This window comes from Rugamonas rivuli (assembly GCF_009380165.1).
Classification (GTDB): Bacteria; Pseudomonadota; Gammaproteobacteria; order Burkholderiales; family Burkholderiaceae_D; genus Rugamonas; species Rugamonas rivuli.
Genome location: NZ_WHUF01000012.1, coordinates 81,559 through 97,407, shown reverse-complemented (window position 1 = coordinate 97,407; position 15,849 = coordinate 81,559). Strand labels below are relative to the sequence as shown.

Genomic DNA, 15,849 nt, shown 5'->3' with positions numbered 1-15,849 from the left:
CCTTGCCTGTCGTCGCCTATTTTTCGTCAAAAAGGCCCGAAAATAACTGGTCACTCCATTTAAAACCAGTGAAGATCCAAACCGTGGATGGTTTGTAAAAATAAAACACCCAGGGAAGTGCCTGTTTTTCCGTCTTTTCGATATAGACGACCCGAATTAACGACTCCCCGACCTTTTTTTGCTCAATGAATTCAACGCCCACCGGGAAACCATAACGACTGCTATACAGAGTGTTCTGGTTTTTCGAATTCAATTCCGCCAATTGAAATTCGGAATCGCCCACCGCAAGATATGGCCTCACCAGCTTGAAAGCACCAGTTAAGTCATCGACGGCAACTTTTTTCATGACCGACTCGACAAATGGCTTCAATTCATCTTCAGACTTGAACGTATCAGCCAGCGCCGGTACACAGATGGAAATAAAAGAAAAAATAACAACAAAGCGCTTTATCATAAGTAGTAAGAATTACTTTCCAATATATTTTTCGGCTAGCGCAGGAAACAGCTGAGGCAACTCCGACTCGAGCCATTCAATTCCTGCGGTGACGGCATATTCCACTGCGAAGTCGCGCTCCAACTGTCCAGCGCCCTGCGAGGTATCGAAGCTGGAAAAATTGATGATGAGAGATCACACTCGTGATATTGAAAGTTATCAATTTGTGCGGAGCGCAGCATACCATTTTGCCCACAGGGAAAAGTCACAAATTCTCACCGCCACGCTGAGAGTTCGACCGCCCTCGCCTGCGGACAGCCAAATAAATGTGGCATTTGCGGGACAGCTTCCGCATATCGCTACTAGCAAACAGCGACTGACGTTGATAATGTGTGTCTCGGCACATACCTCAACAGGCGGGCAGGCTCTCAATGCGTGGATGTAAATTTCTTGTAGGCGTCTCCTGCTTGTTCTCCTTAGCAACTCTGTACACGCATGCCGCGCAGCCGGTCCGGTTTCTCATGCTGGAGAACCGCACCATGCCGTTTGGCTTGGTGGAGCGGGGACCGAACGCTCGCTTGATACTGGCCGCCGGCATCACCAAGGATTGGCAAGATGCGCTGGCTAAAGAGTTGGGGCGGACGCCTGCTTACGTGCTGTTGCCGCGCAAGCGCCAGGATATGGCGGTGGCCCAAAAATTGGTGGATTTGCGCTGCTTCATCAGCCCTGATTGGCTTACCAGCGAACAGGTCAAGCTGTATGACTGGCCGGCCCCGTTCTTCGATGTCGAGGAACGTCTGGTCGGCCCGTTGAACGGCAAGCCAGTGGAGAGGATAGATGAGCTATCCGGAGTGCGCATCGGAACCGTACTCGGCTATAGCTACCGTAGCCTGGACCAATTGTTCGCCGATGGCCGCGCCAAGCGGGACGATGCGAGCAACGAAATGTCCTCCTTGCTCAAGCAAGTGGCCGACCGGACCGATTTCATGGTCATGCGCACCTTGGACTTCGAGTATCAGCAAAAGACCGATCCTAAGCTTAAAAAGCTGCGGCTCACCCCGGTAGTGGTCAGCCGTTTTTCCATGTATTGCGCCCGCCCCAAATACAGCAGCGTGACGCTGCGAGACTTGAACAATGCGCAAACTCGCCTGCTCAACACCGGCGTGCTGGAGGGGATTTTGGCCAAGTATCGCTAGCAGCGCGATGGGGTAATGCAGAGTAGTGGTGCTCCGAGCCGGAATCGAAAATCGGCTTGGAAGCGAGATGACTCCGAGCTATGGGCCAGGTCAAGAAGGAGCTGCCCCCTCAAGTGTTCCCTCGAATAACGGCAGAAATTCTCGCTCTTGAACAGTAAGAATTTGAAATTTCACATAGTATAGTTTATCAATGCTTGATGAACTGCATAATACGCATAAATTATCCACCAGTGGTTCGATGAAATTAATTTTCAGGTACGCCCCTGAATGTCAAAGACTTCTTTGCGAAGAATATTGCCTTGGTGAGGTAGTATCCCAACTCAGTTGGCGTCGTGGATGGGGCAGTACGAGCGGACTCAATGTCAATGCTCCCGTCAGCAAGTCGACGAATGCTTTCGAGCTTTATAGGGGTGAACTGAAAAAGCACAATAGATGCACCGATAGCAGCAGCTTGCTCACGAGCGTCATTACTGACACCCATACGACTTCCCTGCTCGACATACTCGGACCGACCAAGCGATATATAGCCGTCATCCTCCAAATTTCGCACTTTTACCTCAATATCCATCCTGTAGTGAATGTAACGGGCATCAACAACATTCTCGTTCAAAGAGGCAATTGCATAACAGGAAGCCACGTAGTGCATGGCAAAAGGATTGCTGCCAAGATTATTAGTCCGCATCACTTTATTGGCAAGTGCAGGCGAATCCGTAACCTCAAGTTGGTTCTCAATGCCCCCACAACCGTTACCCGCTTTGGCGAAACTGAAATTCAATAAAAATAGCAAAACCAACAACCTCGAGCACAAAATTAGCGCACGAATCGGCATATTATTTCCTTAATTTAAATTTTTATTAGCAGCAGTTAGTGGCCGTTATCGGAATCCAATCAGGTTAATTTAATTTAGGGGCGCTTACAAGTCCAGTTTTGGCCGCTATGGGTCTTTAGTTTTGCTTCTCAATAATTCTTCATCAAACCAGACGTCGACGTAATCCGGTGCGAGTAAAACTCGCCATCCTGATATAACTTTTATCCATGGGCGCCGCAGAAGCGGATCGCAGGTTGTTAGAGATTGCCTTAATCTAAAAATTGCGCCATGTCACCATTCCAAGTGCATCAACTCGAAATACGCGAAAAGCCCACCTTGAACTAGCATCTTTATACCCAAAGACGACCGCATAGCCGTTAATGTCATAAGCAAGGGCTGTCCCTGCTCCTGCGCTAACAGACATCTTTCTCCGACCACTCCTTTGAAGCCGCGAATTACCTTCAGCGGCATCGCGCTGGGCTGAATTAGTGGCCCCTGCAACCGCGTTTCCTGCACCATAAGCAACGTGGCTTACGCCTATGTCATCGACGACAAAGCGACAGCCAGTAAATTCAGAAGTAAGAAAATAGTTGCATCCGGTTTTTTCAATAGTTTCCCAAGTGGCCTCGGTAATTTGCCCCTTTCCTGGAGATCCAGACCATGGGAGCCAATAAACCGTTTGCTGATCCCGCACACGAGTGCCTGGATCTTCTTTTTTTGAATAAATATCAACGGTGTTTCCAGCAGTAATTGCGACAAGCTCTTGAGCACCGCGATGAGCACTCTTCCTATTCTGAGGATTACCTAGTTCGCCCATAAGTCGGACATTCGTAATTGTTTGCGCATTAATGTTTTTTAGATTACTCCAGAACATAATTTCTCTCCGGTTTATAGAGGGTCATTAGAACGCAACCAAGGGGTTTTGTTGATTCATTCAGGCCAAACCCTCAATCTTGACACCAGTGCTATATATGCCTGAGCGAGTTAGGTCGACTATATAACGCAGTGACGTCCGTAACTTATCATATCTATCCGCGGTCTCAAAATCATTCGAGGTAATATTTTCAAATATTATACGACTCATCCTTAATCGGTCACTCAGATAAATAATGCATAAACGCAATTCGTCTACCAAGTGAACGTCGGCAACTGGCCGACATAAGACTATTTGAGGACCACCGCTCGAAAAATCTCATACGCAACAAGAGCAAAAAACAAGTATGCAAACCAAGGAACCAAAAAATATGGCACCACCGGAATATGAATTACCTTATCCAATATCAGATATGCCGTAGAAAAAACAAAAGCGGTGGCGAGCAACCAGTTCTTTTGTTTAATGAAGAGACCTGCGCATGTTACCGTACCTGCCAAACCAATAATCGTCGCAATCTGCATGCTAATTAATTAATAAGATATATACAACTAAGAATACCGCTGTGGCAAATGGCCGCCAACGCCTGCTTACCTCAACAATGCCTGCACTTGGTCGCTTGCGTTCGTCATCGCGATGAGTCGCCCCTTTTCGCCTATGTCGCGTCCTCGACGGCCTTGCTCCGCTTCTTCGCCATGACCGGATGAAGCGTCTCATGCCGAGCCAGCATGGCTGCATACTCCTGCGCCTTGCGTACTTTGGTCTCAGGCTTTATTGCTGTCTGCACCCGGAACAACACTGCATAGCGGTTTTGTGAATTGAGAGTGGCGAAAAATTCGGCTGCCCCTGGGTGGTCAGCGAATGCTGCATGCAGTTCGGGCGGTACGCTTGCCACGCTAGCCGATTCGTATGCGGCATCCCATCGACCATCTTTTTTCGCTCGCTCGATCTCAGCCAGGCCGCTCGGCTGCATCTTGCCCTCTTCAATATACCTCAGCACCTTCTCGCGATTGACCTTGGACCATAGACTGCGTGCGCGACGCGGTGTCCAGCGCTGTAAATAGTGATGGAGATCGAGCGACCGCTTCTGGCCGTCGATCCAGCCGAAGCAGAGCGCAACTTCCAATGCCTCTTGATAGCTTACGCTAGGGACTGGGGCCCCTTTTTTCGAGTGCTGCAGCCACACTCCGTCAGAGCTCTCGTGATGGACTGCAAGCCAATGCGCAAACGCTCCCTGGGATGGGAACAGCATCATCTCAACATCTGCTGCCATTGAGTCACTCCAATCTATTTTTAGCCAGGCTTCCGTGTCTGCTAGAACTAACCGTCCGTTCTTGGCCGGACTTGGTCTACGGGGGCAGCATAACAGCTTGCCCCTATGACAAAATCACAAATTGTCACGGCAAATCTATCTCGTGCTACCGAGAGGCGCAACGGCATAGGTTGAGCAGGAACCGCTGGGTCAAAAACGATACGACTGGGATCTGCATTGAAGGGGAGCGTTTTTAAGGAGCATTCGAAAAATGCCCCCCTCAAATGCCACCAAACCGCAGGCTGTCAACAGACCTCAACGGCTTTTTGGTGGACTCAGATTTGAGATTTCCCCTACGAGAAGGAGAAAAACCGCGACGTGCGTGGACGTCTGCGGATGAGGTAATGGTGCTCCGAGCCGGAATCGAATAATGCCTTGTAGCCACCAAGAAACCTTGCTTTCCTGCAGGGCCAGCCAAAAGCATACCGCCAAAAATACCGCCAAATCGTCGCGTGGTGCTCTTTCCATCTCAACCCTGCGCATCTGCGAAGTTTACCACGGGCTTGCGCAACGCTGTTTAGGGCACACTGGTCTTTCTATTTTCCACAACATCCTTTATTGCCTGTAGCACGTCCAAGCGTGCCTCAGCGGGTAAACGGTGAAAAACCACCAACAACCAAGCTGCTTCATCATCTTTCGCGTAGAAGTAGGATTCAGGCACATTTAGCGCCTTGGCGATGCGCTCAACCATCGAGAAGTCAGGCTCATGTTTGGCCCTCTCGTACTGATTCATCCGCGCGCTCGATGACATTTCATCAATACCAGCCAGCACGCCCAGTCGTTCCTGCGATACTCCGGCGCGAGTACGCGCCTCCTTCAACCTCTTGGAAAAGACAGACATTCACAGCCCCTAAAGGCTAAGATATTCTGAGTATTTCATTGACTCCACACTAAGGTTTCCTTAGTATCGCCACCTCGAAACAATCTCACCGCAATCAAAAGGGCAAACCTTAATGAAATACTGCTTCGCCGCTATCGTCGCCGCCGCAATGGCCGGCTGCGCCAGCAACACCGGCATCATTCCCATCGGCACCGACACCTACATGGTCAGCCGTCAGGCCGCGACTGGCTTCAGCGGCTCGGGCAATCTCAAGGCAGAGGCGTTCCAGGAGGCGAACGCCTACTGCACGGGCCGGGGCAAGTCGTTGCAAGTCGTCAGCACCCAAGAGGCGCAGCCGCCCTTCGTGTTCGGCAACTACCCCAAGGCGGAGGTGCAGTTCATGTGCTTGAATGCTGGCGACGCGGAGCTGGCGCGACCGAAGTTGAAGCCAAAGGCCGACGTATCGATTGAGGTGAAGCCTGCATCGTGATAGTCGCGCGGACGGCGATCAGGTTCGGCCTGGCCGTCCGCCACAACCCTGTGAGGTCGAGATGGATATAAAAATAAATGGACTGTTAACGGCTGACCGCCTGAGAGAGGTCTTGGCTTTGGTCGAGGCGGGGCCTGGCATCACCTGCTACTTCCACGGCCGCTTACAACTTCGCGCCGCTGCTGCTTCCCCGGCCGGTGCGCCGCGTATAGATAGCCTGCTGATCCAAGACCGTGCTGAAGAATTCCAGCCTGAGGGGGATTTGGAGATCGAGGAGGATCATTGGGATGGGCCACTGCCGACCTACATCGGCGGCGTGGTGGACAACAGCCCGGAAGAACTTGAACGACGCCGATTACTCGAAGAAGGAAGACAGAAACGGGAGCTGCGATTGACGGAAGCATCCGCGCTAAAACAGCGGCTAGACCGTGAACACATGATGAACAAGGAGCTGTTTGGCCGCCTGCGGTTGCGTTACGGTCAGCCATTCATCGGTGCTATCAATGCGGAGATTGCTGCGGTGTGGCGTGAGGTGAAGCCGGTTTTTTCCCACAACTGCAAGGACGGTAAGGCTGGTCAGCTGCGCCCCATGCCCCAGTTGGAACTGCGTGGTGACACCGTGTCCTTTCATGGTTTCAACCTTGCGGGCACAACTACGAGAATCGCCACTCCGGTCTCGATGCCGGATAACATGGAAGGCGCTAGGCCGCACTGGAAGTACAAAGAGTGGGGTGAGTACGCCGTGCCTCGGATCAGGGCAGTTATCAACGAATATGCAGAGAAGGCACAATTGGTTAAAGTTGGCGTCAAAGCTGAATCATCAAGTTAATAATCAGTCGGCGCACATTGCGCGCTACCATACCGCCATGACCCGCTTCTCGCCCCCCATCGTCCACAAATGCCCCGCTTGTACTGGCTATGTGGCGCGCCATGCATTGATCTCGATGTTCATGGATGGCTTGGATCACTGGAGCGACGGATGCTCCTCTGGCATCTGGAACTTCATGCATGGCCCTGTCGCGCGTTGCCCGCAATGCGCCGCAGTCTTCTGGTGGGAAGACACCTCAGAAATCCAGCGACTTACTTGGGCGCCACGTTCGATTGGCCCGATCATGCGTGCCCTGATTTGGCTGACTGGCGACCGCAGCGGGCGCCTGAAAGAACTACGCGAGTGGCAGTCCATCGCGGATGATTTGAAGAACGCCGAACGAGCAGACACCCCAGACTATGCGGACCTCTGCCGCGCGCTGGCGCAGCTCGACCCACCAAAGCCTGCCCGCGAAATGTACCTTCGCCACAAGATATGGTGGCTCAGTAATAATCACCTTCGCTACCGGGATCCAAAGGCCACCATGGCAACCCCGCCTGCTGTGCCAGAGGACGAGGCCGTCGCCAACATCCTTCGCCTCCTGGAGCTGTATGAGCACGACCTGAAGCATCAGGTGGAACGCGGTGAGCTGCTACGGCAACTGGGGCGGTTTGATGAGGCAGTGGCAGTGCTCAAGGCCGTGAAGCCAGACGGTTACTCCGAGGTCAAAGCGGTCAAAATTGAACGGCTGGCGCTGGCTCGAAATGCCGACCTACAAGCCATCTGAAGACCTGGACGACCTCCGAAGCCACTCTTGATCTCTCGCAACTGTTGACTGCTACACGGCAGGTAAATTGAGACCCTGCGGCTCCAACCGATGCACTCCCCAAAAGGCTGGCGGGTCATAAGTGCACTCGGCACGCCCATCGTGCGGCATGATATCTAAAATACATGCTATAAATGCAATCAATGAAGCTGAAGTTGGGAGTTCTCATGGGCATGCCTTTGATTGTTATCGGCGACAAGACGAGCCACGGCGGCACCGTAATAAGCTGTTCACCTACCTGCGACACGATGGGCAAGGGCTGGGCGCGGGTAGGCGATATGGTGGCGTGCCCGCGTTGTAAGGGCGTGTTCCCCATCAGCCAGGGTGACAACAGCTTTACGGACAACGGGAAAGCTGTGGCCTACCACGGCTGCAAGGTGGCCTGCGGCGCCATGCTGATCTCTAGCCAGATTATGACCACCACTGAGCCGTCTGGCGGAGCTGGCGGCAGCGCTACCGATGCTGGCTCCACGAATGGCATGGGCGCCATTGCTGCGACCCTCATGGCAGGGTATCAAGATGCATCCGTAGACGGCGAGCGTCAACGTTTCAAAGGCCGCTTCCAGGTGATCGATTCTACTTCAGGTGAGCCATTGGCGGGGCAGCCTGTGCGCGTGAGGTCTACGGCAGGTCAATATCTGACTGGAACCACCGACAGCCAAGGTTTTACCGAGTGGGTAGAGCGCGACGCCAGCGAAATGCTTGCGTTCGACTTGATTGAGCAAGGACAGGCATGACCGACCCAACGCAACCAACTCCCCCTTTGGCGACTGGCGGCATGTCCACCACCGGCACCACCACACAAGTCAAGATTACCCGGCCGCGCCTCGATCCCAAGGATAAGAAAGTGCTGTGCTCTGCCATCTGCAAATGCAAGGACACGCCCGGCACCGGCAAGGACGGTCGTTCGCTCAAGCAGTCATGCGTGTCTGGAAGGCTCAAAGTGCTTGACGGCGTGCTCGATCACCGCAGCCCCTACAAGCCCGAGGTCAATTACGACATGACCAAGCAACCTCCCGCCCCCATCATGGACGGCGACGTGGAGACCAAGGGGCATGATTGGCTGCCCGGATGGATCACGAAATACTGGAGCACACCTGACGAACAAGGCTCCCAGCGGCCGCCATTCCAAGCAGGCGAAGGTATGATCCGTCGTCCCGACGTGGTTATCGTCAACGATCCGGCCAAGCCGCCAACTCAAGACAACATCAAGCAGGTCGTTGAGATCAAGTTCCCGCCGGATAAAAGAGACCTGCGACAAAACGCCGCATATACGCAAATCGCTGGCGACGAAAACAAGCTCGTCCTGATGGGGCCGGAGGATTGCGATTGCGACCAGCCTGAGCCTGAATCTACCAAGGTGCCGGTCGAAGCGCTCAGCAAGGCCGCCGCCGCTGCGGGGCTGCTATACATGATCCTGACGAAGCGCCCGCCACCGGGTAGGATACCGGCATATTAAGTAAGCAAGGAAATGTAATGAGCGAACTCCCTTTTGATCCAATCGAGATGATGCGCCAACATCCAGAAAAGATGCGCATCCCCGGCGGTCTGCTGACAAAGCAGGGACCGCAAGATTACGTCGGCTGCATCCCAGCCATCACCGGCACCCTGTTCTTCACGAATGCACACCTGCCCGAGGTGCGCGAAGCCATATGTGCCTGCTTCGACGAGTACGAAGCCGTGGCCAAGGCCCACCTGACCTGGCTGTGGCGTGAAGAGCCGCCTGAGGGACCGGACAAGTTCGCTTACGCCAAAGCACCGCCGATGCGTGCCATGGTGAAGCGCATGAAAGAAAACGATCTGCTCGCATTTACTTACACCAGTGGTGAGCAGCCGCATGATGCCGGCGAATGGGAATTTGATGTCTCTGGGATGCGCGGCTGGGAGGCAAAGATGATCGTGCGGGGCACGTCCGCGTTGCGCTTTAGCCTTCCGTTGTTATTCGTTGAGGAGAACCCGACCGCGTTCCAGGCAATGTTCGTGAGTTTCGCAAAGCGGCTGAACGCCCTCCATGGCTATGGCGGTCATGGCTTGGTACTTTCTGCTGTCCGCTTGAGCGACAACCAGCCCTTTGAGGCATTCTTGGCCGACAAGCTCAATGGGCTAGACGTAGGGAATCCAGTCGCGGGCGCGACCCATGCCCATGAAGGCATCAAGACTGTCTCCTGGCTGACCGCCGTGAACTACGAGAAGGTAGAAAAAGTGGGAGGGTTAACGGTCCTCCGTTCGGAGCTACCCATGGACTGGTTCGCACTTTATGACTACGGCGCGGGCCTTGTAATCCAAGCGGGGCCAACGCCGGAGGCCGCGCCGACCGACCATCTCAGACCTGCGCGGTTGGTATTGCCGAACATGCTGCTCAAGGAAGTGCGCGCGCCGATGGTCAGTTTGCACTACGGCTCCAAGGAGGGTGAGCCGCGCCTGAATGGGTGGGCCGCTGAGCAGTGGCTCAAACGCTTCGACATCGACGACGCCGAACTGATGGCCTATAAAACTAAGCTGCTGGACGAACCGAAGCTCACCGAGACTACGACGCTGCCAGATTGCCTATGACGCCTGTACGGCGTCATAGGGGAATCACATACTTGGCAGGCTGCGTTGATCGAGGTGCCTCTACCCGCTCCTGCCGGCTTGTTTCAAGGTCAGTCTTAAAACGCCTGCCCCTTGGAGACGGAACATGGACCGTTGCCGACGGGTCTGCCCGAACTGATGGATGCTGTACCATTGACTCGGTCCAGTATGACATTCGTAATCCCGTCAGCGGTGTTGGTGTAGTTATAGCGAATTTCCGTGGGGGAAATCACTGCAGGTGTGCCGTTGACAGTTCCCGCCTGAAAGTCAATTGCATAAGTCAGCTGATGTGTTTTAACGCTCATTTTCACGTCGCACACAAGCATCAAACGGGCGGGCTGCTGAGTGCCGGTTTGGGCGCTGACTGACACTGTCCGCTGCGACAAGTAGAGATCAGCGAAATGCTGCAAATCGTTGATGAAGGAATTCAGCCCTTCTGGTGTTCGGTTCTTGCCATATTCCGATGACTTGCGCTGGTATTCGGCCAGAACGGCCTTGTTATCCGGCGTTACCGCCGAGGCCAGCCACCGCACAAAGTCATCGTCCAGGGAGCGCGCAGTTGCCTTGGTGCCCGCAAGGCGGATGATTTCAGCCGCCCGCAAGGCATCCAGCAATTGGTCTACCCATTCGATATCAATAGCGAAGTTCAGCGCCTCTCCACCTACAACTTTAAAGGTGGTCATGCCCACCAGTTCCCCATATCCGTTTAACAAGGCTCCGCCGCTACTTCCTGGGGAAATCGCCGCTGTCGTCTGAATGAGCTTCTTGCCCTCGACTACCCGTACGCCGGAAACAATTCCATCCGTGAATGTGTTAACTAAACCTTTCGGTGCCCCTAGAGCAAAAACCTTTTGCCCTGTTTTGATCGGCAACCGAAAGAACCGAGTACTGGAGAAGTCCTCAAGTTGCGTCGCCTCCAGCTTGATGAAGGCTACATCGGTTGCTTCGTCCCGGAAGGCCACCGCCCCGCTGACACTCAACTCGCCGACATCGACTTTCACTGTGTCAGCTTGGGCAACCACATGGGCATTTGTAGCGATCCAGGTGCCAACACGATCACCACTTAACATAACAACACCACTGCCCAGCGCTCGACTGGTTTGAACTACCACCACCGAGGGCTTGGCGCTACGATAAATTTCCTCTGGAGAGAATGCCGTTGATGATGCTTCTGTCACTTTGGCCAACTTGGCATTTGGCTGCTTGACGGGAGTTTTGTTGGCTTGTGCCCAGCAGGACATCGAAGTGAAAAGGAATAAAAGGAATGTTGCGAGTCGGGAACGCATAAGAAACAGTAGAAATATTTTGAGGGCGAATATTAACTCTTAGTCAATGGATTCGGCAACTCCTCCTCACGGATGTCCCTCTGCGACATTGCCAGGCATCGCCATAGCACGACGGGGAAGTCATATTATCCGTGCGCCGGATACATTCAGCGTGATACCCGCCGGGGATTTTTTTTATTTTTCCATGCGCGAAAATTTTGACGGGGCGACCGATGGTACGGCGCGAGACGGGGGGGCCCTTCGCCCCCTCCCCCCCGCCCCGCTGGCGACCGCGACATAGTCGATGCGAGAGCTTTCTACAGTAACGTTTTTCCACGTAGAATTGGTCATCGAGAACGTAACAGGAGCTACTGTGCAGGACGACAAGGAATACAAGGCCGTACTGGAAGTGTTGGACGTCACTGGCGGAACAACGCCGTTATTGAACAAGTTGGGCAAGCTGGCGATTTCCGGCAATGACCCATACATTCGCGAAAGCTCGCATTACATATCCAACTACATCCGTAGTACTCCAGCTTGGACTTCGGTTATCAAGAAATTTCGTGTCCTCAGCAGCATCAATTGGGACCACTACAAGCACCTTCCCGACTATCAGGAATACCGGCGAGTCGTCCAAGCACTGCATAAGTACTGTCAGGACTGCGTAAATGCACAGCTCCCGCAATGGCAGATCGTCGCCCGCCAGCACGGTTGGGGGCCGCTTCAACCACTTTCGCCAATACGCTAACAGGAATCATATTGATTACCGCCAATGTACTTCAACGCATTTTCTGCATATCTATCGGGCAGAAGACAGGCACCGCGTTCGTTCTGGATATCGACGAAAGGCAGTATATGATCACTGCCGCCCACCTTCTACCCGACAGCTTTTCCGGTAGCGACGTACCATTAGAAATCAAACGAGGAGCAGATTGGGAGTCTGTCCCCGCAAAGCTAGTCGGCATGACGCCCTTCGGCGCAGACATCGCTGTGTTTGCGCTGCCGACGCTCCTTGCCCATCCGTCCCTGACGCTTCCGATCATAGAAAGCACAACCTACGGACAGGACGTGTATTTCCTTGGCTTCCCATACGGCAAGTTCTTCCAACTTGGACCTATGAATAACCATTACCCTACACCTTATGTGAAGCGCGGAATAGTTTCCGGCTTTAACACAGGCGGGACGCCGTCCTTAGTTTTCATTGATGGATTAAATAATCCTGGCTTTTCCGGTGGCCCTGTTGTGGGTCGCAAGCCGAACAGCAACGAGTTTGAGCTGATCGCGGTTGTATCTTGCTACGACACGGTAGAAGGCGAGGTGTTGCGACGCGGCCTGCCCGATCAAGAATTATCGATAGACGTAAATATTGGCATTATCGAGACAGTCGCGGCACAGCATGCAAGGACCATAGCGCGCGACAACCCAATCGGGTGCCTCTTGAGCACGCCGATTTCTGATTAGCATTGCCGGCGTTATGTCTGCGCGCAGCCAGCAAGTAGCTCCAAGCCGACTGGAACAGCGCCAAGTCGCGGCTGGTGCCCCCAAGCCTCCTCAAACACGGCTGCCAGCAAGGGTAGCGGCAATGCAGCGCAATTCAGCGTTGCGATTTCTAATATAGGCATCCTCACGCCCCTATTCATCTGGGTTAGCAGCGATAGTGTGTAAATTTCTGTGTAAAACCGTCGACTAGCGGGGCGTACTGCATGAAAAAAAGCGCAGCAAGAAAATTCTCTTGATCAGAAACGCCGCGACTTGAGCGATCTTAATTGGAAAATGAGAGATTTTTGGAAGAACATGCCAGAAGAAAAATATTTTTGTGTGCGTTTCCGCACACAAGGCAAATGCTGGGTACAATATTTTTCGTGATGTTTTTCATCACAAAGTAAGGGTTCCTCGGGACACTAATGCCCCGAGGAAATAAGATCACGACCTTTGGTCATTCTCTCGCGTGGAAACCTGAGTTTGAATCCAAGTGTTTATGTTGTCAAGCTGTAAATAAATACAGTGCTTGCCTCCTCCGGTCGTGACCCTTATGAAAATCTTTTCAAAGGTATTATCATGACAGCTAATAAAAAAGTAACATCACCTCAGGTCGCATCCAAGGCATCGGATATTTTGCGTGACAAAAACTCTTCGGCAACAGCGAAAAGCCTGGCTGCGTCTGCGCTGTCTCAAGTACAGCGCAGCCATCAGACGGGAAAAGACATGGAAGCGCAGGCGTCCGCAGTACTGAAGAGCGATAAGTACAGCGCGGAGAGCAAGGCTATAGCCGCTTCCTTGGTATCGCAATCTAACAAGGCACGCTAACGCACCAGCGCCGCGAGCCTAGCTCGCGGCGTTTTCGGGACAGGACGTCGTTAGGCTGCAGGCATCTCACCAAATTCCTTCGTGTCGCCCCCCCGGTCGAGAGAACCACCCAAATGAGGGAAGCATATGTTTGGCAGCATAGATAAAAGCAAAGGACTTCTGTTCGTCACTTATGACCTTGACCAATCGCTGCGGAATACCATTCAAGGAATGCAGAAAGAGGTTGAAGAGCTGGATGAAAACCGGCTGCTTAATACGGCCCCTGATGATCTCAAACAGTACTTCGTGGAAAAGTATAAGGTCACTCCGATCACGCTACTGCACGATCAATGGTATGCGGATCACCAAGACGTACAAGTTGACGTTCGATATGACCGGATGCGTTGGATTGACGATACGAGTCGCCCCGCTTTGGTCCCTGGAGAGCGGGTTGAAGTGCGTGTCCCGTTTGAGGGCGAGTCAGATTTATTTTACACAAGGGCCAGCACCTTTTCGATGAATCCACCTCGCGCCGTGATTGAAAAAAGTGAGCTAGTACTTCGCTACGAGTCCCCAGCAGATCAGCCCAAGGATATCCGACCAGAAGTCGATCGAGCACTAGCCGACATTGAACACCATCTTGGATGGCAACGCGGGATGATTGACGCACATAACAGCAGCCTGTCACGTGTCGCAGAGCAAGCGATTCATCAGAGGCGCGAGCGGCTACTTTCGCAATCACGACGCGCTGCATCGCTTGGCATACCGATCCGGCGCCGCGATGATGCACCCAAGACCTATTCGGTTCCGACAGTCCGCAAGAAGGCGACACCTTCGCTGCCACCAGCAAGTGCTGCGAATTACGAAGCTGAACCGGCATGGGCAATGGAACAATATGAGCAGGCGTTAAAAATTGTGCAGGACATGGCGCTTGTCATGGAGCGTAGTCCCGATGCCTTCAAAACCATGAATGAGGAAGCTCTGCGCCAACATTTTTTGGTACAACTCAACGGTCAATTTGAAGGAAAGGCGACAGGGGAAACGTTCAACATGGCCGGTAAGACTGACATATTGTTGCGCGAAGGAGATCGTAACGTCTTCATAGCCGAGTGTAAGTTTTGGAAAGGACCCAAGGTATTTAGTGACGCCATCGATCAGCTTCTTAGCTACGCCACTTGGCGCGATGGTAAAGCGGCGATTTTGGTCTTCAATCGAGGCACTGAGACATCGACAGTATTGGGCGGCATTGATTCCACGGTTAAGGCGCATACCAACTTCAAGCGTGCAATGAACTGGCAGCATGAAAGTGGATTCCGGTACGTATTACACAGTAATAGTGACAAGAACCGGGAAGTCATACTTACAGTCCTGACCTTCCACGTACCCAAGTGACCTGACTTACCTACAAGCGCGTCAGATCTTCTCGGATGGTTTCACCACCGTCAACACTGTCGCCCTGGAAATCCCATAGCGCCGCGCCAGAGCACTCACACTCTCCTTGGCCCCGTATCCTTTAACCATTGCAGCGCGCTGTTCAGGCGTAGTTTTGGCCGGTCTGCCGAGGATCTTACCTTCGGCCTTCGCACGCGCCAATCCCGCCTGTGTACGCTCCACGATCAGATCGCGTTCCATTTCAGCTACAGCGGCTAACATTGCCAGCATGAGCTTGCCAGCAGGCGAAGTGAGATCCAACTTGCCGAGCTGAAGCACGACCACTTCCACCTGGAGCACGCCCAGCGATTTGATGGTCGCTAGCACATCCGGCGCATCGCGCCCCAGCCGATCCAGCTTAGACACGACCAGTACGTCTTTCGCCCGGAGCTTACCCAAGAGAATACCGAACTGCTTGCGCTGTGCCGCGTGTGCCTTGCCACTTACCGTGTCGGAATACCAGTACTCGACCTTGTAACCGGCCTGCTCGATCTCATGTCGCTGGTTCTCCGCAGTCTGTTCTGCCGTAGACACCCGTCCGTATCCAAATACCGCCATACCGCACTCCCGGCCTGTTGAAAAACGGTTGAAATATAAATTAACATGGTGATTTATGCAATGGCTAAATTTCCAACATCAAAAAATGGTACCAAACAAGGCGTTGGAAAATGGTCGTTTCCCGACAGGTAGGCCAAAGCAGCAAAGCAAATGGCGGCCTATGGGAACTACGTG

General features: G+C 53.1%; 19 protein-coding genes. 11 read left to right on the top strand and 8 right to left on the bottom strand.

Features of this window, described 5'->3' with window-relative positions:
- Nucleotides 1-16: 16 nt before the first annotated feature.
- Nucleotides 17-454, bottom strand: a complete 438-nt coding sequence (locus GEV01_RS29470; protein ID WP_152809817.1) for a hypothetical protein — start codon at nt 452-454, stop codon at nt 17-19.
- Between the two features lie 500 nt (nt 455-954).
- On the opposite strand from GEV01_RS29470, the gene GEV01_RS29465 reads away from it, so the two are divergent.
- Nucleotides 955-1,629 carry a substrate-binding periplasmic protein gene (locus GEV01_RS29465; RefSeq protein ID WP_235914627.1) on the top strand — a complete coding sequence of 225 codons (675 nt, stop codon included), beginning with the start codon at nt 955-957 and terminating at the stop codon, nt 1,627-1,629.
- Nucleotides 1,630-1,873: 244 nt separating this feature from the next.
- Here the strand turns inward: GEV01_RS29465 and GEV01_RS29460 are convergent, their stop codons facing one another.
- From GEV01_RS29460 to GEV01_RS29445, 5 genes are all read right to left on the bottom strand, one after another.
- Nucleotides 1,874-2,458, bottom strand: a complete 585-nt coding sequence (locus GEV01_RS29460; protein WP_152809813.1) for a hypothetical protein — start codon at nt 2,456-2,458, stop codon at nt 1,874-1,876.
- 253 nt (nt 2,459-2,711) lie between these two features.
- A complete protein-coding gene (locus GEV01_RS29455; protein ID WP_152809811.1) occupies nt 2,712-3,311 on the bottom strand; it encodes a hypothetical protein in 600 nt (199 codons plus the stop codon).
- Nucleotides 3,312-3,601: 290 nt separating this feature from the next.
- Nucleotides 3,602-3,832: a hypothetical protein gene (locus tag GEV01_RS30990; protein WP_217428523.1), complete on the bottom strand. Its 231-nt coding sequence runs from the start codon at nt 3,830-3,832 to the stop codon at nt 3,602-3,604.
- Between the two features lie 131 nt (nt 3,833-3,963).
- Nucleotides 3,964-4,581, bottom strand: coding sequence for a YdeI/OmpD-associated family protein (locus GEV01_RS29450; RefSeq protein WP_152809809.1), 618 nt, complete (start codon nt 4,579-4,581; stop codon nt 3,964-3,966).
- A gap of 556 nt (nt 4,582-5,137) precedes the next feature.
- On the bottom strand, nt 5,138-5,461 hold the full coding sequence (locus tag GEV01_RS29445; protein WP_152809807.1) for a helix-turn-helix domain-containing protein: 324 nt from the start codon (nt 5,459-5,461) through the stop codon (nt 5,138-5,140).
- 112 nt (nt 5,462-5,573) lie between these two features.
- Here GEV01_RS29445 and GEV01_RS29440 point away from each other — a divergent pair, with 112 nt between their 5' ends.
- From GEV01_RS29440 to GEV01_RS29415, 6 genes are all read left to right on the top strand, one after another.
- Nucleotides 5,574-5,930: a hypothetical protein gene (locus GEV01_RS29440; protein ID WP_152809805.1), complete on the top strand. Its 357-nt coding sequence runs from the start codon at nt 5,574-5,576 to the stop codon at nt 5,928-5,930.
- A 61-nt stretch (nt 5,931-5,991) separates the two neighbouring features.
- Complete coding sequence (locus GEV01_RS29435) at nt 5,992-6,759, top strand: hypothetical protein (RefSeq protein ID WP_152809803.1); 768 nt, start codon at nt 5,992-5,994, stop codon at nt 6,757-6,759.
- Nucleotides 6,760-6,796: 37 nt separating this feature from the next.
- The gene (locus GEV01_RS29430; RefSeq protein WP_152809800.1) at nt 6,797-7,525 is read left to right on the top strand and encodes a tetratricopeptide repeat protein; all 729 of its coding nucleotides are present in this window, start codon (nt 6,797-6,799) and stop codon (nt 7,523-7,525) included.
- Between the two features lie 182 nt (nt 7,526-7,707).
- Nucleotides 7,708-8,301 (top strand): PAAR domain-containing protein, encoded by a 594-nt coding sequence (locus tag GEV01_RS29425; RefSeq protein WP_235914625.1) that lies wholly within the window; start codon nt 7,708-7,710, stop codon nt 8,299-8,301.
- Entirely contained in the window at nt 8,298-9,023 is a 726-nt protein-coding gene (locus GEV01_RS29420) for a VRR-NUC domain-containing protein (RefSeq protein ID WP_152809796.1), read from the top strand. The genes GEV01_RS29425 and GEV01_RS29420 overlap by 4 nt, the downstream gene beginning before the upstream one ends.
- A gap of 17 nt (nt 9,024-9,040) precedes the next feature.
- The gene (locus tag GEV01_RS29415; RefSeq protein ID WP_152809794.1) at nt 9,041-10,117 is read left to right on the top strand and encodes a type VI immunity family protein; all 1,077 of its coding nucleotides are present in this window, start codon (nt 9,041-9,043) and stop codon (nt 10,115-10,117) included.
- Between the two features lie 95 nt (nt 10,118-10,212).
- On the opposite strand, the gene GEV01_RS29410 is transcribed toward GEV01_RS29415, so the two are convergent.
- On the bottom strand, nt 10,213-11,421 hold the full coding sequence (locus GEV01_RS29410; protein WP_152809792.1) for a S1C family serine protease: 1,209 nt from the start codon (nt 11,419-11,421) through the stop codon (nt 10,213-10,215).
- A gap of 352 nt (nt 11,422-11,773) precedes the next feature.
- On the opposite strand from GEV01_RS29410, the gene GEV01_RS30880 reads away from it, so the two are divergent.
- The 4 genes from GEV01_RS30880 (at nt 11,774) to GEV01_RS29395 (ending at nt 15,078) form a co-directional block, all read left to right on the top strand.
- The gene (locus GEV01_RS30880) at nt 11,774-12,148 is read left to right on the top strand and encodes a hypothetical protein (protein ID WP_175023288.1); all 375 of its coding nucleotides are present in this window, start codon (nt 11,774-11,776) and stop codon (nt 12,146-12,148) included.
- Nucleotides 12,149-12,159: 11 nt separating this feature from the next.
- Nucleotides 12,160-12,861, top strand: coding sequence for a S1 family peptidase (locus GEV01_RS29405; protein ID WP_175023286.1), 702 nt, complete (start codon nt 12,160-12,162; stop codon nt 12,859-12,861).
- Between the two features lie 597 nt (nt 12,862-13,458).
- Nucleotides 13,459-13,707, top strand: coding sequence for a hypothetical protein (locus GEV01_RS29400; RefSeq protein WP_152809788.1), 249 nt, complete (start codon nt 13,459-13,461; stop codon nt 13,705-13,707).
- Nucleotides 13,708-13,833: 126 nt separating this feature from the next.
- Entirely contained in the window at nt 13,834-15,078 is a 1,245-nt protein-coding gene (locus GEV01_RS29395) for a hypothetical protein (protein ID WP_152809786.1), read from the top strand.
- A 21-nt stretch (nt 15,079-15,099) separates the two neighbouring features.
- Here GEV01_RS29395 and GEV01_RS29390 read toward each other — a convergent pair whose 3' ends face one another.
- Nucleotides 15,100-15,675 carry a recombinase family protein gene (locus GEV01_RS29390; protein ID WP_152809785.1) on the bottom strand — a complete coding sequence of 192 codons (576 nt, stop codon included), beginning with the start codon at nt 15,673-15,675 and terminating at the stop codon, nt 15,100-15,102.
- Between the last annotated feature and the right edge of the window lie 174 nt (nt 15,676-15,849).

Coding starts and splice junctions, on each gene's coding strand:
- GEV01_RS29470 (WP_152809817.1), bottom strand. CDS start 454: ATGATAAAGCGCTTTGTTGTTATTTTTTCTTTTATTTCCATCTGTGTA.
- GEV01_RS29465 (WP_235914627.1), top strand. CDS start 955: ATGCTGGAGAACCGCACCATGCCGTTTGGCTTGGTGGAGCGGGGACCG.
- GEV01_RS29460 (WP_152809813.1), bottom strand. CDS start 2,458: ATGCCGATTCGTGCGCTAATTTTGTGCTCGAGGTTGTTGGTTTTGCTA.
- GEV01_RS29455 (WP_152809811.1), bottom strand. CDS start 3,311: ATGTTCTGGAGTAATCTAAAAAACATTAATGCGCAAACAATTACGAAT.
- GEV01_RS30990 (WP_217428523.1), bottom strand. CDS start 3,832: ATGCAGATTGCGACGATTATTGGTTTGGCAGGTACGGTAACATGCGCA.
- GEV01_RS29450 (WP_152809809.1), bottom strand. CDS start 4,581: ATGGCAGCAGATGTTGAGATGATGCTGTTCCCATCCCAGGGAGCGTTT.
- GEV01_RS29445 (WP_152809807.1), bottom strand. CDS start 5,461: ATGTCTGTCTTTTCCAAGAGGTTGAAGGAGGCGCGTACTCGCGCCGGA.
- GEV01_RS29440 (WP_152809805.1), top strand. CDS start 5,574: ATGAAATACTGCTTCGCCGCTATCGTCGCCGCCGCAATGGCCGGCTGC.
- GEV01_RS29435 (WP_152809803.1), top strand. CDS start 5,992: ATGGATATAAAAATAAATGGACTGTTAACGGCTGACCGCCTGAGAGAG.
- GEV01_RS29430 (WP_152809800.1), top strand. CDS start 6,797: ATGACCCGCTTCTCGCCCCCCATCGTCCACAAATGCCCCGCTTGTACT.
- GEV01_RS29425 (WP_235914625.1), top strand. CDS start 7,708: ATGAAGCTGAAGTTGGGAGTTCTCATGGGCATGCCTTTGATTGTTATC.
- GEV01_RS29420 (WP_152809796.1), top strand. CDS start 8,298: ATGACCGACCCAACGCAACCAACTCCCCCTTTGGCGACTGGCGGCATG.
- GEV01_RS29415 (WP_152809794.1), top strand. CDS start 9,041: ATGAGCGAACTCCCTTTTGATCCAATCGAGATGATGCGCCAACATCCA.
- GEV01_RS29410 (WP_152809792.1), bottom strand. CDS start 11,421: ATGCGTTCCCGACTCGCAACATTCCTTTTATTCCTTTTCACTTCGATG.
- GEV01_RS29400 (WP_152809788.1), top strand. CDS start 13,459: ATGACAGCTAATAAAAAAGTAACATCACCTCAGGTCGCATCCAAGGCA.
- GEV01_RS29395 (WP_152809786.1), top strand. CDS start 13,834: ATGTTTGGCAGCATAGATAAAAGCAAAGGACTTCTGTTCGTCACTTAT.
- GEV01_RS29390 (WP_152809785.1), bottom strand. CDS start 15,675: ATGGCGGTATTTGGATACGGACGGGTGTCTACGGCAGAACAGACTGCG.